At 70.4% G+C, this 22829-nt stretch carries 16 protein-coding genes; 9 read left to right on the top strand and 7 right to left on the bottom strand.

The genetic code is table 11. From position 1 onward, the window contains the following. The first annotated feature begins 76 nt into the window (after positions 1 to 76). Positions 77 to 1450 (top strand): aspartate aminotransferase family protein, encoded by a 1374-nt coding sequence (locus R9X44_RS09090; protein WP_319813560.1) that lies wholly within the window; start codon positions 77 to 79, stop codon positions 1448 to 1450. Positions 1451 to 1530: 80 nt separating this feature from the next. Next, on the top strand, positions 1531 to 3078 hold the full coding sequence (locus R9X44_RS09085; protein WP_319813559.1) for a GMC family oxidoreductase: 1548 nt from the start codon (positions 1531 to 1533) through the stop codon (positions 3076 to 3078). A 52-nt stretch (positions 3079 to 3130) separates the two neighbouring features. On the opposite strand, the gene R9X44_RS09080 is transcribed toward R9X44_RS09085, so the two are convergent. Continuing rightward, entirely contained in the window at positions 3131 to 4675 is a 1545-nt protein-coding gene (locus R9X44_RS09080; protein ID WP_319813558.1) for a long-chain fatty acid--CoA ligase, read from the bottom strand. Between the two features lie 304 nt (positions 4676 to 4979). Here R9X44_RS09080 and leuS point away from each other — a divergent pair, with 304 nt between their 5' ends. Further along, on the top strand, positions 4980 to 7451 hold the full coding sequence (gene leuS, locus R9X44_RS09075; protein WP_319813557.1) for a leucine--tRNA ligase: 2472 nt from the start codon (positions 4980 to 4982) through the stop codon (positions 7449 to 7451). A 96-nt stretch (positions 7452 to 7547) separates the two neighbouring features. Next, positions 7548 to 8267 (top strand): nucleotidyltransferase family protein, encoded by a 720-nt coding sequence (locus R9X44_RS09070; protein WP_319813556.1) that lies wholly within the window; start codon positions 7548 to 7550, stop codon positions 8265 to 8267. A gap of 153 nt (positions 8268 to 8420) precedes the next feature. Here the strand turns inward: R9X44_RS09070 and lexA are convergent, their stop codons facing one another. Further along, positions 8421 to 9092 carry a transcriptional repressor LexA gene (lexA, locus tag R9X44_RS09065; protein WP_319813555.1) on the bottom strand — a complete coding sequence of 224 codons (672 nt, stop codon included), beginning with the start codon at positions 9090 to 9092 and terminating at the stop codon, positions 8421 to 8423. Positions 9093 to 9464: 372 nt separating this feature from the next. Here lexA and nrdR point away from each other — a divergent pair, with 372 nt between their 5' ends. Then, the gene (gene nrdR / locus R9X44_RS09060; RefSeq protein ID WP_319813554.1) at positions 9465 to 9920 is read left to right on the top strand and encodes a transcriptional regulator NrdR; all 456 of its coding nucleotides are present in this window, start codon (positions 9465 to 9467) and stop codon (positions 9918 to 9920) included. A gap of 138 nt (positions 9921 to 10058) precedes the next feature. Beyond that, entirely contained in the window at positions 10059 to 12920 is a 2862-nt protein-coding gene (locus R9X44_RS09055) for a vitamin B12-dependent ribonucleotide reductase (protein WP_319813553.1), read from the top strand. Positions 12921 to 13082: 162 nt separating this feature from the next. On the opposite strand, the gene R9X44_RS09050 is transcribed toward R9X44_RS09055, so the two are convergent. Then, positions 13083 to 14927, bottom strand: a complete 1845-nt coding sequence (locus tag R9X44_RS09050; protein WP_319813552.1) for a Shedu anti-phage system protein SduA domain-containing protein — start codon at positions 14925 to 14927, stop codon at positions 13083 to 13085. 138 nt (positions 14928 to 15065) lie between these two features. Then, positions 15066 to 15929, bottom strand: a complete 864-nt coding sequence (locus R9X44_RS09045) for an oxygenase MpaB family protein (protein WP_319813551.1) — start codon at positions 15927 to 15929, stop codon at positions 15066 to 15068. A 247-nt stretch (positions 15930 to 16176) separates the two neighbouring features. On the opposite strand from R9X44_RS09045, the gene R9X44_RS09040 reads away from it, so the two are divergent. From R9X44_RS09040 to R9X44_RS09030, 3 genes are all read left to right on the top strand, one after another. Continuing rightward, positions 16177 to 16881: a ribonuclease HII gene (locus R9X44_RS09040; RefSeq protein ID WP_413774925.1), complete on the top strand. Its 705-nt coding sequence runs from the start codon at positions 16177 to 16179 to the stop codon at positions 16879 to 16881. A gap of 311 nt (positions 16882 to 17192) precedes the next feature. After that, positions 17193 to 19466 carry an AAA family ATPase gene (locus R9X44_RS09035; protein ID WP_319813549.1) on the top strand — a complete coding sequence of 758 codons (2274 nt, stop codon included), beginning with the start codon at positions 17193 to 17195 and terminating at the stop codon, positions 19464 to 19466. Between the two features lie 54 nt (positions 19467 to 19520). Beyond that, on the top strand, positions 19521 to 20372 hold the full coding sequence (locus R9X44_RS09030) for a biotin-dependent carboxyltransferase family protein (protein ID WP_319813548.1): 852 nt from the start codon (positions 19521 to 19523) through the stop codon (positions 20370 to 20372). 6 nt (positions 20373 to 20378) lie between these two features. On the opposite strand, the gene R9X44_RS09025 is transcribed toward R9X44_RS09030, so the two are convergent. The 3 genes from R9X44_RS09025 to R9X44_RS09015 are packed head-to-tail and all read right to left on the bottom strand — an operon-like array spanning position 20379 to position 22808. After that, complete coding sequence (locus tag R9X44_RS09025) at positions 20379 to 21425, bottom strand: DNA glycosylase AlkZ-like family protein (RefSeq protein WP_319813547.1); 1047 nt, start codon at positions 21423 to 21425, stop codon at positions 20379 to 20381. Positions 21426 to 21436: 11 nt separating this feature from the next. After that, positions 21437 to 22039 (bottom strand): 5-oxoprolinase subunit PxpB, encoded by a 603-nt coding sequence (gene pxpB, locus R9X44_RS09020; protein ID WP_319813546.1) that lies wholly within the window; start codon positions 22037 to 22039, stop codon positions 21437 to 21439. Positions 22040 to 22049: 10 nt separating this feature from the next. Continuing rightward, positions 22050 to 22808, bottom strand: a complete 759-nt coding sequence (locus R9X44_RS09015; protein WP_319813593.1) for a 5-oxoprolinase subunit PxpA — start codon at positions 22806 to 22808, stop codon at positions 22050 to 22052. Positions 22809 to 22829 lie beyond the last annotated feature (21 nt).

Genomic DNA, 22829 nt, shown 5'->3' with positions numbered 1-22829 from the left:
CCGGGAACGACGCTGGAATCAGTGTCAAGAATCCGTAACGACGACGAAATAAGTTGATGTCGCGCAAGGATGGAAGATGACGGACCAGGCAACCGATCTACAGGCAGCGGCTCGCGACAAACTCTGGTTGCACTTCACCCGGCACTCCGTGCACGAGAACGGCGCCGAGGTGCCGATGATCGTCCGCGGTGAGGGCGCCTACATCTACGACGACAAGGGCAAGAAGTACCTCGACGGCCTGGCCGGACTGTTCGTGGTCCAGGCCGGGCACGGCCGCGAGGAGCTCGCCGAGGCCGCGGCCAAGCAGGCGCGGGAACTCGCCTTCTTCCCGCTGTGGTCCTACGCCCACCCCAAGGCCGCCGAACTCGCCGACCGGCTCGTCGCCGCGGCCCCCGGAGACCTCAACCGCGTCTTCTTCACCTCGGGCGGCGGCGAGGCCGTCGAGTCGGCGTGGAAGCTCGCCAAGCAGTACTTCAAGCTCACCGGCAAGCCGCTCAAGCACAAGGTGATCAGCCGCCAGACCGCCTACCACGGCACCACCCAGGGCGCGCTGTCCATCACCGGGGTGCCCGCGTTCAAGGCGCCTTACGAGCCGCTGGTCCCCTCCACCTTCCGGGTGCCGAACACCAACTTCTACCGCGCCCCCGAGCACGGCGAGGACCTCGAGGCGTTCGGCCGCTGGGCCGCCGACCGGGTCGAGGAGGCGATCCTCTTCGAGGGGCCCGAGACCATCGCGGCGTTCTTCGTCGAACCCGTCCAGAACGCCGGAGGCTGCTTCCCGCCGCCGCCCGGATACTTCCAGCGGGTCCGCGAGATCTGCGACAAGTACGACATCCTGCTCGTCTCCGACGAGGTCATCTGCGCCTACGGCCGCCTCGGCCACATGTTCGGCGCGCAGAAGTACGCCTACCAGCCCGACATCATCACCAGCGCCAAGGGCCTGACCTCCGGCTACTCGCCGCTCGGCGCGATGCTCGTCAGCGACCGGCTGTTCGAGCCGTTCCGGCACGGCGACACCATGTTCGCGCACGGCTACACCTTCGGCGGCCACCCTGTCTCGTCGGCCGTCGCGCTGGCCAACCTCGACATCTTCGAGCGCGAGGACCTGCTCGGCCACGTCCAGCGCAACGAGGGCCCCTTCCGCGCGACCCTGGAGAAGCTGCTCGACCTGCCCATCGTCGGCGAGGTGCGCGGCGACGGGTTCTTCTACGGGATCGAACTCGTCAAGGACAAGGCGACCCGCGAGACCTTCAACGACGAGGAGTCCGAGCGGCTGCTGCGCGGGTTCCTGTCCAAGGCCCTGTTCGACATCGGCCTGTACTGCCGCGCCGACGACCGCGGCGACCCCGTCATCCAGCTCAGCCCGCCGCTCATCTGCGACCAGTCGCACTTTGACGAGATCGAACAGAAACTACGGGCCGTCCTCACGGAAGCATGGACCAAGCTGTGACCGTGCGCTGTGGACACCGGCTCCGATGACGGTGTTAGCTCCGGGATGACCACCCCCTGCTCATCCCGGAGGAAGCGTTCGTGGACTACGACTACGTGATCGTCGGCGCGGGATCGTCCGGCTGTGTGCTCGCCGCGCGGCTGACGGAGGATCCTTCGGTCACCGTCGCCCTCGTCGAGGCGGGCGGGAGCGACGCCCGCAAGGAGTTCCACATCCCGGCGGGCTTCCCCCAGCTGCTGAAGGGCGAGGGCGACTGGAACCTCAGCACGACGGCACAGGGGGAGCTCGCCGGGCGCGAGCTGTACTGGCCGAGGGGCAAGGTGCTCGGCGGCTCCTCCAGCATCAACGCGATGATGTGGGTGCGCGGCGTCCGCGCCGACTACGACGACTGGGGCGTGCCCGGCTGGTCGTACGACGAGGTGGTCCCGTACTTCCGCAAAGCCGAGCGCAGGGTCGGCTCCAACGTCGGCGGCGTCTACGGCACCGAGGGGCCGTTGCACGTTGAGGACCTGCGCGACCCGAACGTCACGACGAAGGCGTTCCTCGCCGCGTGTGAGGAGGCCGGGCTCACCAGGCTGCCCGAGCTGAACGGCGAGGACAACGAGGGTTACGCCCAGACGCCGGTCAACCAGAAGCGCGGCCGCCGCTGGTCGGCGCACGACGCCTACCTGAAGCCCGCGCTGAAGCGCACCAACCTCACGGTGATCACCGACGTGCTCGTCTCGCGAGTGCTCATCGAGGACGGGCGCGCGGTCGGCGTCGCCTACGGCGGGCAGGAGATCAGGGCGCGGCGCGAGGTCGTGCTGTGCGCCGGCGCGATCGGCTCGCCGCATCTGCTTCTGCTGTCCGGGATCGGCGACCCCGACCAGCTCGCTGAACACGGCATCGAGGTCGCGGCGGCGAGCCCGTCGGTGGGCCGTCATCTTGAGGACCACCTGTCGATCGCGGTGCTGCGGACCTGCCCGCGCAAGGTGACGCTCGCCAGCGCGGGGATGGCCGGGGCGCTCGCGTCCTACCTGACGCGGCGCAAGGGGGCGTTCACGTCGAACATCGGCGAGGCCGTCGCGTTCCTGCGCAGTGACCCCCGGCTGCCCGCGCCCGACCTCGAGCTGATCTTCGCGCCGGTGCCGTTCGTCAACCACGGGCTCGACGAGCCGACCGGCGACGCGGTGACGATCGGCGTCATCCTGCTCCAGCCCGACAGCCAGGGCTCGCTCACGCTCTCCTCCACCGACCCCGCCGACCCGCCGAAGATCGACGCGGCCTACCTGACCGGGGAGAGCGACCTGAAGCGGCTCGTGTACGGCGTCCGGGAGGCCGAGCGGCTGTTCGCGACGGAAGCGCTGCGCCCGTACGCGGCCGAGCCTTACGCCCCCTACAAGGGCGCGGAAGACGAGGCGGCGTTGGAGGACTACGTCCGCGCGCACGCCGAGACCCTGTACCACCCCGTCGGCACCTGCCGGATGGGCGTGGAGGACACCTCCGTCGTAGACCCCGAGCTGCGGGTGCGCGGCGTCGCGGGGCTGCGGGTCGCCGACGCCTCGGTGCTGCCGCGCATCAACCGCGGCCACACCCACGCCCCCGCGATCATGATCGGGGAGAAGGCGGCGGACCTGCTCAAGGCATGACAAAGGGGCGGGGTCCGGTGTGGACCCCGCCCCCTCGCTCAGCCTTGCCGCGTTAGCGCAGCTCGCGCTTGAGGATCTTGCCGGTGGCGGTCATCGGCAGCGCGTCGCGGAACTCCACGATGCGCGGGTACTTGTAGTTCGCGAACTGCTCCTTGCCCCACGCGACGAGCTCCGCCTCGGTGATCTCGACGCCCGGAGTCTTGATCACGAACGCCTTGACCTCCTCGCCGTGGCTGTCGTGCGCGACGCCGACGACCGCGGCCAGCGAGACGGCCGGGTGCGTCATCAGGACCTCCTCGATCTCGCGCGGGTACACGTTGTAGCCGCCGCGGATGATCATGTCCTTGGAGCGGTCGACGATGAAGTAGTAGCCCTCGTCGTCGCGGGTCGCCAGGTCGCCGGTGCGGAACCAGCCGTCCTTGATCGCCTCGGCCGTCGCCTCGGGCCGGTTGTAGTAGCCCTTCATGATGTTGTGGCCGCGGATCGCGATCTCGCCCGGGCCCTCGCCCTCGATCGTCTTCCAGTCGTCGTCGATGAGCTTGAGCTCGATGCCCCACACCGGGAGGCCGATCGAGCCGGCCTTGGTGGGCCGGTCCGGCCGGTTGAACGCCGCGACCGGGGACGTCTCGGACAGGCCGTAGCCCTCGAGGATGTCCACCCCGAACTTCGCCTTGACGCCCTTGATGACCTCCATCGGCAGCGCCGCGCCGCCCGAGACCGCGACGCGCAGGCTCTCGGTGATCGCCGCGACGTCTTCAGGCGAGGTGTCGTCGGTCATCAGCGCCCACCACATGGTCGGGACGCCGGCGAACATGTTCACCTTCTCCTTGACCATCAGCTCGACCGCGGCCTTCACCTCGAAGCGCGGCACCAGCACCAGGGTCGCGCGGCGGTAGATGCCGACGTTCATCACACACGTCTGGCCGAAGATGTGGAACAGCGGCAGCGTCACAAGGAAGATGTCGTGCAGCGACTTCTCGAACAGGCCGTCGCTGACCATCGCGTTCATCAGCATGCTGCCGTGGGTCAGCTCGGCGCCCTTGGGCTGGCCGGTCGTGCCCGAGGTGTAGAGCACCACGGCGGTGTCGGTCGCCTCGGTGATCACCGGCTCGAACGTGCCGGCCTGGCCGCCGAGCGCCGCCCAGAACAGCTCGGCCCCCTCGATCGACGGCTCGGCCGCCGCGGGGTTGGCCGGGAGCAGGAAGAAGTGCTCACAGCCGTCGGCCTGCTGGAAACCGGCGTGCCCCGCCTCGCCGATCGGCAGCTCGGGCGTGCCCTCGAAGCAGAACAGCGCCTTGGCGTCGGAGTCGGCGAGGTGGTAGGCGACCTCGCGCGGCTTCAGCAGCACGTTCAGCGGGACCACCACAGCGCCCGCCTTGAGAATGCCGAAGTACACCATCGGGAAGTACGGCAGGTTCGGCGAGGAAAGGGCGACCTTGTCCCCCGGCTGGATGCCGCGCGACACCAGGAGGTTGGCGACCTGGTTGGCGACCGTGTTGATGAAGCCGTACGACAGGCGCATCTCGCCGAAGACGAAGGCGTCCCGGTCAGGGGTCTCGCGGGCCGCGTCCTCGATCAGCACGGACAGGTTGAGCATGGACTTCTCTCCTCGCGCCAGGGGCTGTGCGTCGTAAACATGTGGGGGTGACCACATCCAACCGTGGATCGTGATCCACATCTAGTGCCCGCGGGTACAGTGCGCGACGAAAACCTGCGATTTCCGGGTCTTGCGCTACCCTTGGACCATGCGATCGTGGCTGCTTCTCAGCCGGCCGCGTTGATCCAGGTCCCGAGCGCGCCGCCCTTCGGCGTCCTCGGCAAGACCGGGTCGGCGCGGCAGCCCCTCCATGCGTGAGGGGCTTCTTCATTGCTAGAGGCAGCGAACCGGAAAAGGACACCCAGTGAGCGACGAAGAGCAGCGGTACGACGTCCGAGCCGTCCAGGACAAGTGGCAGGACCGCTGGGCGGACCTCGGCACCTTCGTGGCCAGCGATGACCCCGCCGACCCCCGCGAACGCCGCTACGTGGTGGACATGTTCCCCTACCCGTCCGGCGACCTGCACATGGGCCACGGCGAGGTCTTCGCGATCGGCGACGTCATCGCGCGGTACTGGTTCCACAAGGGCTACAACGTCCTGCACCCGATCGGCTGGGACTCCTTCGGCCTGCCCGCGGAGAACGCGGCGATCAAGCGGAACGCGCACCCCGCCGAGTGGACCTACGCCAACATCGAGACCCAGGCGAACTCCTTCCGCCGCTACGGGATCTCCTTCGACTGGACCCGGCGGCTGCACACCAGCGACCCGGACTACTACCGGTGGAACCAGTGGATGTTCACCAGGTTCTTCGAGCGCGGCCTGGCCTACCGCAAGGGCGGTTTGGTCAACTGGTGCCCCAACGACCAGACCGTGCTGGCCAACGAGCAGGTGGTCGACGGCAAGTGCGAGCGGTGCCACGCCGTGGTGGTCAGGCGTGAGCTGACCCAGTGGTACTTCAAGATCACCGACTACGCCCAGCGGCTGCTGGACGACATGAAGGAGATCGAGGGCGGCTGGTCCGAGCGCGTGCTGACCATGCAGCGCAACTGGATCGGCCGTTCCGAGGGCGCGGACGTCACCTTCGAGGTCGAGGGGCACGGACCCGTCACCGTCTACACCACGCGCCCGGACACCCTGTACGGCGCGACGTTCTTCGTCGTGGCCGCCGACGCCCCGCTGGCTGAGCAGATCGTCAGCGACGCGCAGCGGCCCGCGCTCGACGCCTACCGCGCCGAGGTCGCCAAGCTGAGCGACATCGAGCGGCTGGCCACCGACAAGGAGAAGACCGGGGTCTTCCTGGGCGTGCACGCGGTCAACCCGGTGAACGGCGAGCGCATCCCGGTGTGGGCCGCCGACTACGTGCTGGCCGACTACGGACACGGCGCGATCATGGCGGTGCCCGCGCACGACCAGCGCGACCTCGACTTCGCCCGCGCCTTCGACCTGCCGGTCAGGATCGTGCTGGAGACCGGCGCTGAGGACCCGAACGTCACCGGCGTGGCCACCCCCGGCGAGGGACGGCTGGTCAACTCCGGCCCGCTGGACGGGCTGACCAAGACCGAGGCGATCTCCAAGATCATCTCGATCCTGGAGGACCGGGGCCTGGGCCACGGCACCGTCAACTTCCGGCTGCGCGACTGGCTGCTGTCGCGGCAGCGATTCTGGGGCACGCCGATCCCGATCATCCACTGCCCGGACTGCGGTGAGGTGCCCGTCCCCGACGAGGACCTGCCCGTCACCCTGCCCGCCGACCTGCGCGGCGCGGACCTGGCCCCCAAGGGGATCTCCCCGCTGGCGGCGGCCGCGGCCTGGGTGAACGTGGACTGCCCCAAGTGCGGCGGCCCCGCCAAGCGGGACACCGACACCATGGACACCTTCGTGGACTCGTCCTGGTACTTCCTGCGCTACACCTCGCCCGGCTACACCGACGGTCCGTTCGACCCGGCCAAGGTGAAGCAGTGGATGCCCGCCGACCAGTACATCGGCGGCATCGAGCACGCGGTGATGCACCTGCTGTACTGCAGGTTCTTCACCAAGGTGCTCTACGACATGGGCATGGTCGACTTCACCGAGCCGTTCCGGCGGCTGCTGAACCAGGGCCAGGTGATCAACCAGGGCCGGGCGATGTCGAAGTCGCTGGGCAACGGGGTGGACCTGGGCCAGCAGATCGACGACTTCGGCGTGGACGCCGTCCGGCTGACGATGCTGTTCGGCGGCCCGCCCGAGGACGACATCGACTGGGCCGACGTCTCCCCGGCCGCGTCCCAGAAGTTCCTGGCCCGCGCCTACCGGGTGATGACCGACGTGACGAGCGAGCCCGGCGTCGACTTCGCCAAGGGCGACACCACGCTGCGCCGCTTCACCCACCGGACCGTGGACGAGGTGACCCGGCTGGTCGAGGGGCACAGGTTCAACGTCGCCATCGCGCGCATGAGGGAGCTGACCTCGGCGGCGCGCAAGGCGATCGACAGCGGCCCCGGCGCGGCCGACCCCGCGGTGCGCGAGGCGGCGGAGGCGCTGGCGATCATGCTGTCGGTGGCCGCCCCCTACATCACCGAGGAGGGCTGGGAGAAGCTGGGCCACGGCGCGGACGGCTCGATCGCCCGCGTGCCCTGGCCGGTGGCCGACCCCGCGCTGCTGGTGCAGGACTCGGTGACCTGCGTGGTGCAGGTGTCGGGCAAGGTGCGCGACCGCCTCGAGGTCACGCCCGACATCGCCGAGGACGAGCTGGAGAAGCTGGCGCTCGCCTCGGCGAAGGTGCAGACCGCGATCGGCGACGCTCCGGTGCGCAAGGTGATCGTGCGCGCGCCGAAGATCGTCAACATCGTCGTCTGACCGGCCCGGCGACGTAACAAACCGTCGGCGGCGGGTCACCCGCGCGTAACGTCCAGCGGGCACGCTGGGACCTTCCCGAGGACAGGAGGTCCCAGCGTGACCCACAGCGCGATCCAGGTGCGGCAGGCAGTCATCCTGGCCGGGGGCAACGCCACCCGGCTCAGGCCCTACACCGACCGGGTGCCCAAGGCGCTGGTCGACGTCGGGGGCAAGCCGATCCTCGACCACCAGCTCGCCTGGCTCGCCGCGGAGGGGATCGAGCACGCGGTGGTCTCGTGCGGGTACCGGGCCGACGCGCTCCAGCGGCACCTGCTCGGCAGGACCCTCCCGCTCGAGGTGACCGTGGTCGTTGAGGAGCGGCGGCTGGGCCGGGGCGGCGGGCTCAAGCACGCCGCGCGGGCGCTGCCGATGGCGGCGGAGCCGTGGCTCGCGCTCAACGGCGACGTCGTCACACGGTTCTCGCTCGCGGGCCTCGCCGACCGGCACGCGGACTCGGGCGCCGCCGCGACCCTCGGGATCGCCGCGCTGCGCTCGCCCTACGGGATCGTGGACGTCGGCCCGGACGGGCGCATCCAGGGTTTCGACGCCGCGCCGGTGCTGCCGCACCGGGTCAACGCGGGGGTGCACCTGTTCGCGCCGGAGACCACGGCGCTGCTGCCCGACCTCGGCGACCACGAGAGCGTCACGTTCCCGCGCCTGGCCGCCCAGGGCAGGCTCGCCGCCTACGAGATCGACGGCTACTGGCGCGCGATAGACAGCGCGAAGGACCTCCAGGAGGCCAACCGCGAACTGAAGCACCTGGAGTGGGCCGCCTGACCGACGGCGCGGACGGGCCGCCTGCCCGGCCCGCCGTGCCCCGGCCGGGCAAGGACGCCCGGAAGAGCGGGGCGTCGTTCGGGCGCGCGGCCCTGCCCTGCCGGACGGGCCGACGGGACGCGCCGCGGCGCCCGGCGGCCCGACGACGGCTCTTCAGATCTTGCGGAGTACCGCCACGACCTTGCCCAGCACGCTCGAGGAGTCACCGGGGATCGGATCGTAAGCCGAGTTCTGCGGGAGCAGCCAGACGTGCCCGTCCTTGCGCTTGAAGGTCTTGACCGTCGCCTCGCCGTCGATCATCGCGGCGACGATGTCGCCGTTGTCGGCGTCGGGCTGCTGGCGCACGACCACCCAGTCGCCGTCGGCGATGGCCGCCTCGATCATCGAGTCGCCCTGCACCTTCAGCAGGTAGTGCTCGCCCTCGCCGACCAGCTGCTTGGGCAGCGTGAAGACGTCCTCGACGGACTCCTCGGCGAGGATGGGGCCACCGGCCGCGATCCGTCCCACGAGCGGCACATAGGCCGGCTCAGGGCCGTGGCCGATGGTCTCGGCCTCGACCGGCGCGGCCTTGCCCTGCATGCGCACCTCGACCGCGCGGGGGCGGTTGGGATCGCGGCGCAGGAAGCCCTTGCGCTGGAGCGTGCGCAACTGATGGGAAACGCTGGACGTGCTGGTGAGGCCGACCGCCTCGCCGATCTCGCGCATCGACGGCGGATAGCCGCGGCGCTGGACCGAGTCCCGGATCACCTCGAGCACCATGCGCTGGCGCTGGGTGAGGCCGCCTTCGTCCAGGGGTTCCTCAGGCGTCTGGGAGACCTTGCTCATGGCGCCTTCCCCTTTCGTTCGGTGTTCGCGTGCCTTTTCGGCGTGCGCGCCTTGCCGTCGCCGCGCGGAGTCGCACAACGTCGCCGCGGCCACGCAGCGTCACAGGTGTGCACGCCAGCGTGTCCGCGACCACCATCGTACATCCGTTCTATCGAATCTGCATTCGAGGGGTGTGGAAGATCGCCACCCGACACGCCGATGCCCGGTACGTGATGGGCGCTACAACGTCTCGAGCGGGTTCGGCTTGCGTTGCCAAGATCCTAGGCTTAGGTTTAGTGACCACAACATCTAGTAGTTACACGGATGTAGTTCACCACAGATTGTGTTCCGTCGGTGAATGGTTGACGCCGGAAGAACGGGAAGGAGACGGACGTGCACTGCCCGTTCTGCCGCAACCCCGACAGCCGCGTCATCGACAGCCGCTCCACGGAAGACGGCGCGGCCATCCGCCGCAGGCGCTCCTGCCCGGAGTGCAACAAGCGCTTCACCACCCAGGAGAACGTCCTGCAGATGGTGGCCAAGCGCAGCGGCGTGACCGAGCCGTTCAGCCGGGAGAAGATCATCGCTGGGGTGCGCAGGGCCTGCCAGGGCCGTCCCGTCGACGAGGACGCGCTCGCCCTGCTGGGCCAGCGGGTGGAGGAGGCGATCCGGGCGACCGGAGCCGCCGAGATCCAGTCCCACGAGATCGGACTGGCGATCCTGGGGCCACTGCAGGAGCTTGACGAGGTCGCCTACCTGCGTTTCGCCTCGGTCTACCGGGGATTCGAGTCGCTCGACGACTTCGAGAAGGAGATCAACGCTCTGCGCGGTCACGCTCCGCCGGAATGAGGAAGCCGGCGGAAACGCTGTAAACGACGCGAGCGCACACAACACCACCCACGCCCCTTCCGAACACACGGAAGAGGGCGTGATCCGTCATGTGCGAGCACGGGCCCTTGCGGGAGGGCCCAGATGAAGGGGGAAGACATGACAGAGACGGTCAGCGGACCGGCTCGTCGTGGCAGGACCACGGGGCGCAAGGGGCTGAAGATGCGCCGCATCTTCACCACCCCCGGCGTGCACCCGTACGACGAGATCACCTGGGAACGCCGTGATGTCGTCATGACCAACTGGCGCGACGGCTCGATCAACTTCGAGCAGCGCGGCGTGGAGTTCCCCGACTTCTGGTCGGTCAACGCCGCGAACATCGTCACCACCAAGTACTTCCGCGGCGCGGTCGGCACCCCGCAGCGCGAGTGGAGCCTGAAGCAGCTCATCGACCGCGTGGTGCGGGTCTACACCGACACCGGTCGCGAGCACGGCTACTTCGCCAGCGAAGAGGACGCCGAGATCTTCGACCACGAGCTGAAGTACACGCTCGCCCACCAGGTCTTCTCGTTCAACTCGCCGGTGTGGTTCAACGTCGGCACCAAGTCGCCCCAGCAGGTCAGCGCCTGTTTCATCCTGTCCGTGGACGACCAGATGGAGTCGATCCTGGACTGGTACAAGGAAGAGGGCGTGATCTTCAAGGGGGGCTCGGGCTCCGGCGTCAACCTGTCGCGCATCCGCTCCTCCAAGGAGCTGCTGTCGTCGGGCGGCACCGCCTCCGGGCCCGTGTCGTTCATGCGCGGCGCGGACGCGTCGGCCGGGACGATCAAGTCGGGCGGCGCGACCCGCAGGGCGGCCAAGATGGTCGTCCTCGACGTCGACCACCCCGACATCGCCGAGTTCGTCCAGACCAAGGCCCGCGAAGAGGACAAGATCCGCGCCCTGCGCGACGCCGGCTTCGACATGGACCTGGGCGGCAAGGACATCGTGTCCGTCCAGTACCAGAACGCCAACAACAGCGTCCGCGTCTCGGACGAGTTCATGCGCGCGGTCGAGACCGACGGAGACTTCGGGCTGCGCGCCAGGCTCAACGGCGAGGTCATCGAGACCATCCGCGCCAAGGACCTCTTCCGGCTCATGGCGCAGGCCGCCTGGGAGTGCGCCGACCCCGGCATCCAGTACGACGACACCATCAACGACTGGCACACCTCGCCGGAGTCGGGCCGCATCACCGCGTCCAACCCCTGCTCGGAGTACCTGCACCTGGACAACTCCTCGTGCAACCTCGCCAGCGTCAACCTGCTGAAGTTCCTGCGCCCCGACAACACCTTCGACGTCGAGCCGTTCCGCGACCTCGTCGAGCTGATCATCACCGCGATGGACATCTCGATCACGTTCGCCGACTTCCCGACCGAGAAGATCACCGAGACCACGCGGGCGTTCCGCCAGCTCGGCATCGGTTACGCCAACCTGGGCGCGCTGCTGATGGCGTCCGGGCACGCCTACGACTCCGAAGGCGGCCGTGCCGTCGCCGCGGCGATCACGTCGCTGATGACGGGCACCGCCTACCGTCGCTCGGCCGAGCTGGCCGCGGCCGTCGGCCCCTACGACGGCTACGCCCGCAACGCCGACGCGCACAAGCGCGTCATGCGCAAGCACGCCGCGGCCAACGACGAGATCCGCACGCTCGACGCGATCGACAAGGCCATCCACGCCGAGGCGACCCGCGCGTGGGCCGAGTGCCTGAAGCTCGGCGAGAAGAACGGCTACCGCAACGCGCAGGCGTCCCTGCTCGCCCCGACCGGCACCATCGGCCTCATGATGGACTGCGACACCACGGGCATCGAGCCCGACCTGGCGCTGAAGAAGTTCAAGAAGCTCGTCGGCGGCGGCTCCATGGAGATCGTCAACCACACGGTGCCGCGCGCGCTGCGCAAGCTCGGCTACCTCGACGAGCAGGTCGAGGCGATCGTCGGGTACATCGCGGACAACGGGCACATCGTGGACGCGCCGTCGCTCAAGCGCGAGCACTACGAGGTGTTCGACTGCGCGATGGGTGAGCGGTCGATCAGCCCGATGGGCCACGTCCGGATGATGGCGGCGACCCAGCCGTTCCTGTCCGGCGCGATCTCCAAGACCGTCAACATGTCCGAGTCCGCCACCGTCGAGGACATCGAGAAGGTGTACTTCGAGGGCTGGAAGATGGGCCTGAAGGCGCTCGCGATCTACCGCGACAACTGCAAGGTCGGCCAGCCGCTTTCGGTCGCGAAGAAGAAGGAGGAGCCCGCGGCCGTCGCGGTCGCCGCCCCCGTCTTCGCGCCCGCCCCCGCGGCCCCCGCCGTCCCGGCGCGTCCGGTGCGCAAGCGGCTGCCGAAGAAGCGTCCGGCGACCGTCACGCGGTTCTCCGTCGCGGGCGCCGAGGGCTACATGACGGCGTCGTCGTACCCCGACAACGGGCTCGGCGAGGTCTTCCTGAAGCTCGGCAAGCAGGGCTCCACCCTCGCGGGCGTCATGGACGCGTTCTCCATGGCGATCTCCATCAGCCTCCAGTACGGGGTGCCGCTGGAGACGTGGGTCGAGAAGTTCACGAACATGCGCTTCGAGCCCGCGGGCATGACGGACGACCCGGACATCAGGATGGCGACGTCCTTCATGGACTACATCTTCCGCCGTCTGGCGCTCGACCACCTGTCCTACGACTCCCGCGCGGAACTCGGCATCTTCTCCGCCGAGGAGCGGGCGCTCCAGGCGTCCGGTGAGGACCCCGCGTCCCTGCACACCGCCGAGGACGTCGAGGCGCTCGCCCAGTCCGCCCCGGTCGACCAGGCCCCGGCCAAGCCCGCCGTGGCCGTCGCCGCCCCGCCCGTCGTCCAGATCCAGCCCGCCCGCGTCGACGCGACCGAAAGCCACGGCCGCCGCACCGCCGACGCCCCCATGTGCATGACCTGCGGCACCAACATGCGTCCCGCGGGCTCCTGCTACGTCTGCGAAGGCTGCGGCTCCACCAGCGGCTGCAGCTGACCCCTCCCCACCCGAAGGCGGCGGCCCCACCCGGTCCGCCGCCTTCGGCGTTCCCTCACCCGCTGCGCGTGGCCGCTCTGTCCGGTGCACGCGTACCGACGAGATCAAGCGTGCGCTCCGCGCGATCCAACAACTGCTTATAAGTGATGACCTCAACGCGGCTCAAATGGGCGTTGAGCGTCCGCAACGCCCCGTTGACCTGCCCTCATCCACACCCTCCTGAAACTTCGGATGCCCAACAACAACCACAGCCCCAGCCCTGCGCACATCGACCTGCCAGCGCTCCAGGAGTTCGTTGCGGCTCTCGTCAAGGAGCGTCAGGTAGTTCAACACCTGCCCGACCGCCCTGTGCACGTCACCTGACGGAATGAGCTTGTTCCGGTGCTCGGTGACGGCCGGGGCCGTCGCGGTCTTCAGCTCGACCAGCTGGAGCACGCCGTCCGGCCTGAGCAGCGGGATATCGACCTCCGTGGTCTCCACAAGTCTCCGCCGGAAGAACTCACCTACGTACTCCCCGCCGAACACCCACCACGCCCCAGCGAGCGCCTTCTGCAGGTCCCCTTCCTTACTCGACCGCCGCTCGACCACGGCCCTGACCTCGGCCAACTGCTCCCGCCGCACATGCAACTGCACCGCCGACAACAGCGTCGCCCGGTCCCCTTCGCGCAGAAGCTCAAGAATCCGAGACGCCAACTCCTCGTCCTCGAACTCTTCCTCGTCATCCTCAACGTCGTCCCACTCGAACTCGGAAGGTTCGAGAGTCTCGCCGTCCATGGCGGCGCGCAGCGCCGGATAACAGTGGACAGGGGCGATTCCGTCTCCGGTCATGCCGTCACGGAAAAGTACGCGGCGTGACCAGTCGACCTCCACCGGGGGCGCGTCGGTTCCGGTGCCGACGTCCTCGACGTGGACGGTGAGGTCGCCCATATCGAGGTGGGTCAGCAGGTTCCGCAGGAAAAGGCCGGGCAGGCCCGGTTCAGCGAGGCGGTAGTAGCTCTGCTCCAACTCCAAGCCGAGCGAGCGGTACGAGCGTTCGCGGAACAGCAGACGGAAAGCCGCCGGGACGTTCCCCGCAGCCCAGGTGAACGATGTGGTCCTTATCCGGGCGTAGGGATACAGGCGATTCAGGACCTCCGCGTCAAAGGGCAGTTTGTCCACCTCGAAGATCGCGAAGATGCTGCCCGAGTTCATCGCGCAGCTTCCGCGCAGCATGTCCGTCCAGATCTCGCCGACTCTCATCCAGGCCAGGCCGATCTCGTCGAAGGGAACTGGGTTTCCCAGGTCGGCCTCTCCTTTGGCGCGCTTCCACTCCTTCTCCGCGAGCGGACGCATCGCCTCGGCCGGTGGGAGACCGTTCTCGATTCGTTCGAGGAATGGGTCGAGGACGTGTCGACGGGCGACGTCGGCGATCGCCCTCGCCAAGCCGGATTCGGAGCGGCGAGTCTCCATGCGTTGGAGCGCGGCGGGTGCTGCTTCGGTGAAGGCTTCGAACCCTTCTGAGCGGACCCGTTTGAAGTGAGGATCGCTCCAGCGGAGGGTGGCGGCGGCGATCATGAGGGGGAAGCGGGGGCGGGTGGTGGTGAGGAGTTCGTCGACCAGTGCGGCGCGGCGGGCTAGGCAGCGTTCCCAGATTTCGGTGAAGGGGGGCTGGGTGAGGGCCGGGTGGTCGGTGGGGAGGGGGGAGGTGGGGATGGCGGAGAGAGTGAGGTGGTTGGAGGTGAGGTTTTCCCAGGCGTCTTCGGTTGCTTGGGCGTAGGTGAGGAGGGCTTGGCAGGCGGCCAGGTGGGCGGCTTGGGGGCCGGGTGGGGCGCAGTGAATGTTGAGGTTGGCGTAGGTGGCGTCCTTGGGGAGGCGCAGGGTTGTGGGGCGGGCCGAGGGCGGGCGGGAGGGGCAGTTCGGGTCGGCGTGCCGTCGGCGGCCCTTGGGGGTGGACCAGAAGGTCAGGTCGGCGGCCGCGAAGGGGCCGAGGGGGAGGTCTTCTGGGTGGAGGGGAGGAGGGGCGGGCATCGCGAGGCTCCTACGTCGGGGTAGGAGCAGTGTCGCGGATGGGGGTGACGGAATGCGCTGGGAGTGCGCATGTGGGTGGGGTGAAGGGCTCGGCGGGGAGAGGCGCCGAGCCCTGCCCTCCGGCGGCTCGGAGGGAGATCAGACGACGGGGCGGCCGTGGCGCATTCGGCGGCGGAAGTCGCGGAGGTAGAGGTTGAAGGGGAATTGGCGGGCGGTGGGGGGGAGGGCGCGGTTGAGGCGGGCGGAGGTGTGGACGAAGCGGGTGAAGAGGGTCTGGTTGAGGGGGGTCCAGGTGAGGCCGATCTCGTCGCGGAATTCCTGGGGGAGGAAGCCTGTGGTGACGAAGCGGGAGAGGGGGGCCAGGGGGGCGCGCAAGGGGGTGGGGAGGAAGGCCAGGCCGGCGAGGTCGCGGAGGAAGGTGCGGGTGTAGTCGTCGGTTTCGAGGGTGCTCAGGGAGTCGTTCCAGTACTTGGCGAAGGACTCGCGGTCGGGGGGCCACATGTCGCGGGGGACCTGGAGGCTTGTGGCGAGGCGGGAGGAGTGCTGGTAGAGCTCGTCCCATTCGCGGTCGGTGAAGGTCAGCTCCAGGGCGTTGAGCATGTCCTCGGTGCCCTTGTAGAGGCAGGCGGCGACCCAGAGCTGGAGTTCGCGGTCGAACGCGTTGTATTTGACCTTGCTGCCGGGCCGGGAGACGACCTGCCGGTGCGCGCGGTTGATCTCCTCGCGCAGGTAGGCGCGTTCGGCGGCGTTGCCGTGGGTGGCGACGGCGAGGAACGTGAGGGTGGTGCGGAGCCGCTTGACGGGGTGCCGGTCGAGTCTGCCGCTCTCCACCCGGCTCTCGGCGACGCCGTAGCCGACCTTGATGTTGGACAGCTGCATGAGCACGTTGGGAAGGCCGAGGGCCAGGGCGTACCAGTTCAGGGTCGCCTGGACGGCGCGGGGGGCCGGACCGTCCTCCGATATGGGGTGGTCCTCGGGCAGGGGCGACACGGGGTCCGTCATGGGTTCCTCCGGCTGGGGTGGCTCCGGACGGACCCATGGTCACTCAGTAAGTGAGCACTTGCAACATGTCGCGCGTCACACTTCCATGCCGTTACGGAGTGTCGTGGACGGTGGGCTTCACGTAGCCGCCATAGGATGCTGCGCGACGCGGAACCGTGCATGGCGCGCTTCGGTTCCGGGTGTTCTATGAGGAGGGCGCGGGTGTCCGCGCCCTCCTTTTCCCCGTCGGCGTCCGGGTGCTGGGATGATGTGCGGCGTGGCAGCCGGATACGAGGTCGAGGAACAGTTGCGCGCGGCGGGCGCGTCACGCGTCGCGGGGATAGACGAGGTCGGCCGGGGCGCGTGGGCGGGACCCGTCGTGGTCTGCGCGGCCGTCACGGACCTCACGCCGCCGCCCGAACTGCCGCGCGGCAAACGCGCTCCCGTCCGGCTCACCGACTCCAAGCTGCTCAGCGCCGCGCACCGCGCCGCGTTCGCCGAGGTGCTGCCCGGCTGGTTGAGCTGCTGGGCGCTGGGCGAGGCGTCCCCGCGCGAGATCGACGAGCTCGGCATGACCGCCGCCTTGCGCAAGGCGGCCGTGCGCGCGCTTGAGGCACTTCCCGAACGCCCCGACACGGTGATCGTGGACGGCGCGCACGACTTCCTCGGCGCACCCTGGCGGGTGCGCACCGAGGTGAAGGCCGACCAGCGTTCGGTGACCGTCGCGGCGGCGTCGGTGCTGGCGAAGGTCCACCGCGACAGGTACATGGCCGAACTGCCGGGGGCCGAGGAATACGGGTTCGCCGAGAGCGCCGGGTACCCCTCGCCCGTCCACCAGGCCGCCTTGGAACGGATCGGGCCCGGCGAGCACCACAGGCTGTCGTGGTCCTACCTTGACGACCTGCCCCGCTGGCGGCACCTGAAGGTGCACCGCGACCCGCTGGCAGGCGAGGGCCAACTCAGCCTCCTCTAACCCCCGCGCTGCCCCGCGAAATCTCGCGACGCCTCCGCGGTGTTCGGCGGTGCCGTTGTGGCGTGGGTGGGGTTTGTTGGGGGGTTGTGGTTGTCGTTTGATGGTGGTTGTGGGGTGGGTGTGGCCGACGATCCGGCCGTCAGGTGATCGCGTTGGCGAATATGGCGGTTGTGGGGTGTGGTGCTGGACTCGTGGGCCGGCAGGGGTCAGGCTGTCGGTTCAAGATGGGAGCGTCGGGACGAATCGCCACCCGCCCGCCCACGGGAGCGGCGCGGGACCTTTTCGAGCGCGCACGCGGCGGATATTTTCGGATGCACTCGGGTCTCAGGCGGCTCGCGGGGATCTTGTTGCTGGCGGTCAGCCTCACCGTCGCGGTGACTGCGGGACTGCCGGTGCCGGGCACCCTGGTGGGCGCCCTCGTCGCGCTGGTGGTGGTCGATCTGACGCTTCGCTCCCCGGCCGGTACCGCCGTGCTGGCGGTCACCGCATGCTGGCTGGCGCTCGTGGTGCCGCTCGCCCGGATGTTCCCCGACGCCTCCTACCAGGGCCTCGCTCTCGCCCTGCTCGCCCCTCCCGTGGCTTTCGCGGCGCTGCGGCTGCGCGGGTATGTGCCGTGGCGGAGCGCGCTGTGGGCGCTGGCCACCGCCGCGCTGCTCACCGCCGCGCTGGCCGACCTCGCGCCCCGGCTGCACGCGGGGCCCGCGTGGGCGGGGGCCGTGCTGGTACTCGCCTACCGGTGGGACCGGGCGCGGCGGGTCGTCGCGGCGGACTCCTACGACTCCGGCTGGGTGGAGGAGGCCGCGCCCGAGCCCGTCCCGGTCCGTGCCAAGGCGCCCGAGCCGCCGGTCGTCGTGCCCGTCGTGCCCGTCCAGCGGCCGCCCGCCGAGGAGCCGCGCCCGTCGGTGGCGGCGGCGCTCGCCGAGCTCGAGGACATGATCGGGCTCGAGCCGGTGAAGCGGCAGGTCCGCTCGATCGCCGCGTCGATCGAGGCCGCGCACCTGCGGGCCGAGGCGGGGGTGCCGATCGAGAAGCCGCTGCGGCACCTGGTGTTCGCCGGGCCCTCGGGCACGGGCAAGACGACAGTCGCGCGCACCCTCGCGACGATCTTCTACGCGTTCCGGCTGCTGCCCTCGGCGCGGGTCGTGGAGGTGCACCGCGCCGACCTCGTGGGCGAGTACCTGGGCGCGACCGCGATCAAGACCAACGAGGTGGTGGACTCCGCGCTCGGCGGCGTGCTGTTCGTGGACGAGGCGTACTCGCTGGTCAACGCGGGCGACGGCCAGGCCGACAGGTTCGGCAACGAGGCGGTCCAGGCGCTGCTCAAGCGGGCCGAGGACGACCGGGACAACCTCGTCATCATCCTCGCCGGCTACGAGACGGAGATGGACGGGTTCCTCGACTCCAACCCCGGCCTCGCCTCCCGCTTCGGGACCCGCGTGCTGTTCCCCAGCTACGAGCCCGACGAGCTGCTGTCGATCTGCCGCAACCACACCGAGGCGCGCGGCGACCGCCTCTCGGCCGACGCGCTCACCCAGCTCGCCTCCTGCTTCGAGGAGGTGCGCCGTAGGGGCATCATCGACCAGCTCGGCAACGGCCGCTTCGTCCGCTCGCTCGCCGAAGGCGCGTCGCGCGCACGCGACCTGCGGGTCGTCTCGCGCAGCGCGCACCCCTCGGCGTCCGAGCTCGTGACGGTCAGGGCCGAGGACGTGCGCGCCGCCTACGACGAGCTGACCGCGCGCTACCGGGGTTACACCGAGACGCCGACGCTGGAGGAGGCGCTCGGCTCGCTCGACGGCATGATCGGCCTCGAGCCGGTGAAGCGGCAGGTGCACCAGATCGCCGCGCAGCTCCAGGTGCGCAGGCTGCGCGCGGCCCAGGGGCTGCCCGCGCAGCCGCCGATGCGGCACTTCGTGTTCACCGGGCCCCCTGGCACGGGCAAGACGTCCGTGGCGCGCGTCCTCGGCCGGATCTTCGCGGCGCTCGGCCTGCTCAGCCGTCCCGACGTCGTCGAGGTGAGCAGGGCTGACCTGGTGGGCGAGCACCTCGGCGCGACCGCGCTCAAGACCGGACGGGCGATCGACTCCGCGCTGGGCGGCGTGCTCTTCGTTGACGAGGCATACAGCCTTGTGGGCGCCGGCTATTCGGGCGGTGACGCGTTCGGCCAGGAGGCCGTGCAGACGCTGCTGAAGCGGGCCGAGGACGACCGGGACAACCTCGTCGTCATCCTCGCCGGGTACGAGACGGAGATGGAACGGCTGCTCGCCTCCAACCCCGGGCTCGCCTCGCGGTTCGACACCCGCGTGCCGTTCCCTTCGTACGGCCCTGACGAGCTGCTGCGGATCGCGGTGGCGCTCGCCGCCGACAACGGCGACCACTGGGACGACACCGCCCTTGACGACCTCGCGCTGCTGTTCCAGCGCGCGTGCGGGCAGGGCGCGATCGACACGCTGGGGAACGCCCGTTTCGCCAGGACCGTCTACGAACGCTCCTGCGCCGCCCGCGACGTGCGGGTCTCGGCGCTGCCCGCGCCCACCACCGACGACCTCACGACGCTCACCCAGGGCGACATCCGGGGCGTCGACTGAGCTCGATGACGTGCCTCCCGCGCCCGTCGCGCCCGGCCGTTGTACCGTTCGCGCATGATCGAGGTGCTGGCGGGCGGCGCGCTGACGACGGTGCAGGATCTGGGACGGGCGGGGCTCGCCCATCTCGGCGTCCCTAAGGCGGGTGCTGCGGACACCGAGAGCCTCGCGCTCGCCAACCGGCTCGTGGGCAACCCCGAGGACGCCGCGGGCCTCGAGCTGACGTTCGGCGGCGCGCGGCTGCGTTTCGTCCGCCCGGCGTGGGTCGCGGTCACCGGCGCGCCGGTGGACTGGGCGGTGGACGGGCGCGGCCAGGGCTGTCTCGGACCCTGTTTTGTGCCCGGGGGCGCGGTGGTGCGCTTCGGGACGCCGGAACGCGGCCTGCGCAGCTATCTCGCGGTGCGCGGCGGGATCGCGGTGCCCGAGGTGCTCGGCAGCCGCTCGACCGACCTGCTGTCGGGCCTGGGTCCGGTGCCGCTCGCCGAGGGCATGACGCTGCCGGTCGGCAGGATCGTGGGCGCGTTCGCGGGCGTGGACGTGGCCCCGCGCCCCGCGCTGCCCGCCGCCCCCGTGCTCGCGGTGGTGCCGGGGCCGCGCGCCGACTGGTTCACCGCCGACGCCCTGCGCACGCTGTTCGACGCGCGCTACGAGGTGACCGACCGCAGCAACCGGGTCGGCGTGCGGCTCGACGGCCCGCCGCTTGAGCGGGCCCGCGCGGGGGAGCTGCCGAGCGAGGGCATGGTGACGGGCGCGCTCCAGGTGCCGCCGGACGGAAAACCGATCCTCTTCCTCGCCGACCACCCCACGACGGGCGGCTATCCCGTGATCGCCGTGGTGGCCGAGGCGGACCTGGGGCAGGCCGCGCAGCTGCGGCCCGGCGACGGAGTGCGGTTCCGCCGCGCAAGGTGATCCCCTTCAGGGTTCGGCAGGCCAGGCTGCCAGCGCCGCGCGCAGGTCGGCGGCCGGGACGTCCTCCCACAGGGCGGTCTCGCTCGTCTTCGGGTCCCAGGTGCCCGCGACGCGGCCCTCGTGCAGCACGACGGGCGCGATCCAGCCGGCCGCCCTGCTCACCTCGGCCCTGCGCTCGGGCGGGATGAGCGCCGCGCAGGACGTGCCCGCGCCGAGGACATACGGGTCGAAAGCACCCAGCAGCACGACCTTCGGAGCGGGCGGGCCGTCGAGCAGGGCGTCGAGCTGATCGGCGCGGACCAGCATCGGCGCGCCCTCCACCGCCACCTCGGCGAGGTCGGCGTCGGCGGCGGCGAACCAGGAGCGCAGCTCGGCCTTGCGGCTGTTGTTCCTGGTGAGCCACGCGTCGAACATCGCGGGCGAGGCCGGGCCGTGCGCGTCGAGGAAGTCCCCGATGACGATCCGCGCGGCATCCTCGACGGCCGGGGGATCGCCGAGCTCCGGCGCGACGAAGGTGATCTTCGAGCCGCGCGCCGGGCCGTGGCGCAGCACCCCGCGCCACGCGAGCGGCTTGAGCAGCGCGCCCCAGCCGCTGGTCAGCGCCTCGCGCAGATGCGCCGAGCCGGTGCGCGCGGTGACCGCCTCGACGAGTTCCTCACGGGTGAGCTCGACGCCGCCGGCCAGCGCCTCGCGCGCGGCCTCGGTGAGCGCCTCGACGTCGGCCGGGGTCGCGCCGAACGCCTTGGACCAGCTCGGCTTCTCCCAGCTGCGCACGGTCGCGCACAGGGTGAGGAACGCCGCCGCGCGGTCGCGTGGCAGCAGGTGCAGTGTCCCGCGCATCGCCCAGGTCTTCACCAGGCTTCCGGCCTCGAGCGCCGCGGCGGGCGCGGCCGCGCCGCGCACCCGCAGCGCGGTGGCCGCGCTCCCGGCGACCTGCGCCTGCACACCAGCGAGCCGCCGCGCGACCGCGACGGGATCGGCGGGCCCGTCACCCGTCAGGAACTGCCGGTGCGCCCGCCACGCGAGCACCCGGCCCCACGTCGTCTCCTTCATGCCTGACGACGCTACGCGCCGCCACTGACAGTTTCGGAGAACCGCACCCGATCGCCCGGTTCGAGCAGCGACGGCGGGTCGCGGTCGACGTCCCAGAGCCGCAGGTCGGTGCGGCCGAGCAGCATCCAGCCGCCCGGCGACGCCGACGGGTACACCGACGTGTACGGCCCGGCGATCGCGACGGATCCCGCGGGAACCGACGTGCGCGGCGTCGCCTTCCTCGGCACCTCGAGGGCGGGGTCAAGTCCGGTGAGATAGGCGAAACCCGGAGAGAACCCCAGATAGGCGACGGTGTACTCGGCTGCCGCGTGCCGCCTGACGACCTCGGCCGCGGCCAGGCCCGTCAGCTCCGCGACCTCCGCAAGGTCGGCCCCGTCATAGACGACGGGAATCTCCACAAGGCGTCCCGCGACGTCGGCGGCCTCGGCCTCAAGATCGGCGAGCCGCCGCGCGGCGTCCCCGAACGGCCCGGAGAACACCACGAGGACCGTCCGCGCGCCGGGCACGATCTCGGTGACCCCCGGCAGCCCCGCGGCCGCCACCGCGGCCCTCAGCGCGTGCGGGGCGTCGGTCTCCAGCAGCAGCGCGCGGTCTCCCACGGGCCGGATCTCCATCAGGCGGCCATCAGGCGAACGGGATGATCTGGACGCCCGCGTCGGTGAGCGCTTTGCGCACCGCCTTGGCGAGCTCCACCGAGCCCGGGGTGTCCCCGTGCACGCAGATCGACCGTGCCGCGACCGGCACGACTGTCCCGTCGATCGCCTCGACCTCGCCGGAGACCGCCATGCGCACCGCGCGCTCGGCCACCCGCTCGGGGTCGCGGACGACCGCGACGGGGGAGCGGCGCGACACCAGCGTCCCCTCGGCGGTGTAGGCGCGGTCGGCGTAGCACTCCGCGACGGTCTGGAGGTCGTCGTGCACGTCGTTGAGGACTGACCCGGGAAGGGTGAGCACCGGGAGCGACGCGTCATAGGCCAGGACGGCCTCGGCCACCGCCATCGCCTGCTCGCGGTCGTGTACGACCCGGTTGTACAGCGCCCCGTGCGGCTTGACGTAGGAGACGCGTGTACCGCAGCTGCGGGCGATGCCGTCGAGGGCCGCGAGCTGGTACAGGATCTCCGCCGAGAGCTCCTCGAACGGCACGTCCATCGGGCGGCGGCCGAACCCGGCGAGATCCCGGTAGGACACCTGCGCCCCTACGGTCACGCCCCTGGCCTGCGCCGCACGGCACACCGAACGCATGATCAGCGGATCGCCCGCGTGGAACCCGCACGCCACGTTCGCGCTGGTCACCACCGACAGCAGCGCGGTGTCGTCACTGAGCTGCCACGCGCCGAAACCCTCGCCGAGATCGGCGTTCAGGTCGATGGTCCGCAGATCCATCACCGTGGGCCTCCTGCCCAG

Origin of the sequence: Actinocorallia sp. A-T 12471 (assembly GCF_033875155.1) — a bacterium.
Taxonomy (GTDB): domain Bacteria; phylum Actinomycetota; class Actinomycetes; order Streptosporangiales; family Streptosporangiaceae; genus Actinocorallia.
Note: the sequence above shows the minus strand (reverse complement) of the source record. Positions and strands in the feature narration are given on the sequence as shown.

Bases quoted from the DNA above. Each gene is read 5' to 3' on its own strand.
- R9X44_RS09090 (WP_319813560.1), top strand. From the start codon at position 77: ATGACGGACCAGGCAACCGATCTACAGGCAGCGGCTCGCGACAAACTC.
- R9X44_RS09080 (WP_319813558.1), bottom strand. From the start codon at position 4,675: ATGCTCAACCTGTCCGTGCTGATCGAGGACGCGGCCCGCGAGACCCCT.
- lexA (WP_319813555.1), bottom strand. From the start codon at position 9,092: ATGAGCAAGGTCTCCCAGACGCCTGAGGAACCCCTGGACGAAGGCGGC.
- R9X44_RS09055 (WP_319813553.1), top strand. From the start codon at position 10,059: ATGACAGAGACGGTCAGCGGACCGGCTCGTCGTGGCAGGACCACGGGG.
- R9X44_RS09050 (WP_319813552.1), bottom strand. From the start codon at position 14,927: ATGCCCGCCCCTCCTCCCCTCCACCCAGAAGACCTCCCCCTCGGCCCC.
- R9X44_RS09045 (WP_319813551.1), bottom strand. From the start codon at position 15,929: ATGACGGACCCCGTGTCGCCCCTGCCCGAGGACCACCCCATATCGGAG.
- R9X44_RS09040 (WP_413774925.1), top strand. From the start codon at position 16,177: ATGTGCGGCGTGGCAGCCGGATACGAGGTCGAGGAACAGTTGCGCGCG.
- R9X44_RS09035 (WP_319813549.1), top strand. From the start codon at position 17,193: ATGCACTCGGGTCTCAGGCGGCTCGCGGGGATCTTGTTGCTGGCGGTC.
- R9X44_RS09030 (WP_319813548.1), top strand. From the start codon at position 19,521: ATGATCGAGGTGCTGGCGGGCGGCGCGCTGACGACGGTGCAGGATCTG.
- R9X44_RS09025 (WP_319813547.1), bottom strand. From the start codon at position 21,425: ATGAAGGAGACGACGTGGGGCCGGGTGCTCGCGTGGCGGGCGCACCGG.
- pxpB (WP_319813546.1), bottom strand. From the start codon at position 22,039: ATGGAGATCCGGCCCGTGGGAGACCGCGCGCTGCTGCTGGAGACCGAC.
- R9X44_RS09015 (WP_319813593.1), bottom strand. From the start codon at position 22,808: ATGGATCTGCGGACCATCGACCTGAACGCCGATCTCGGCGAGGGTTTC.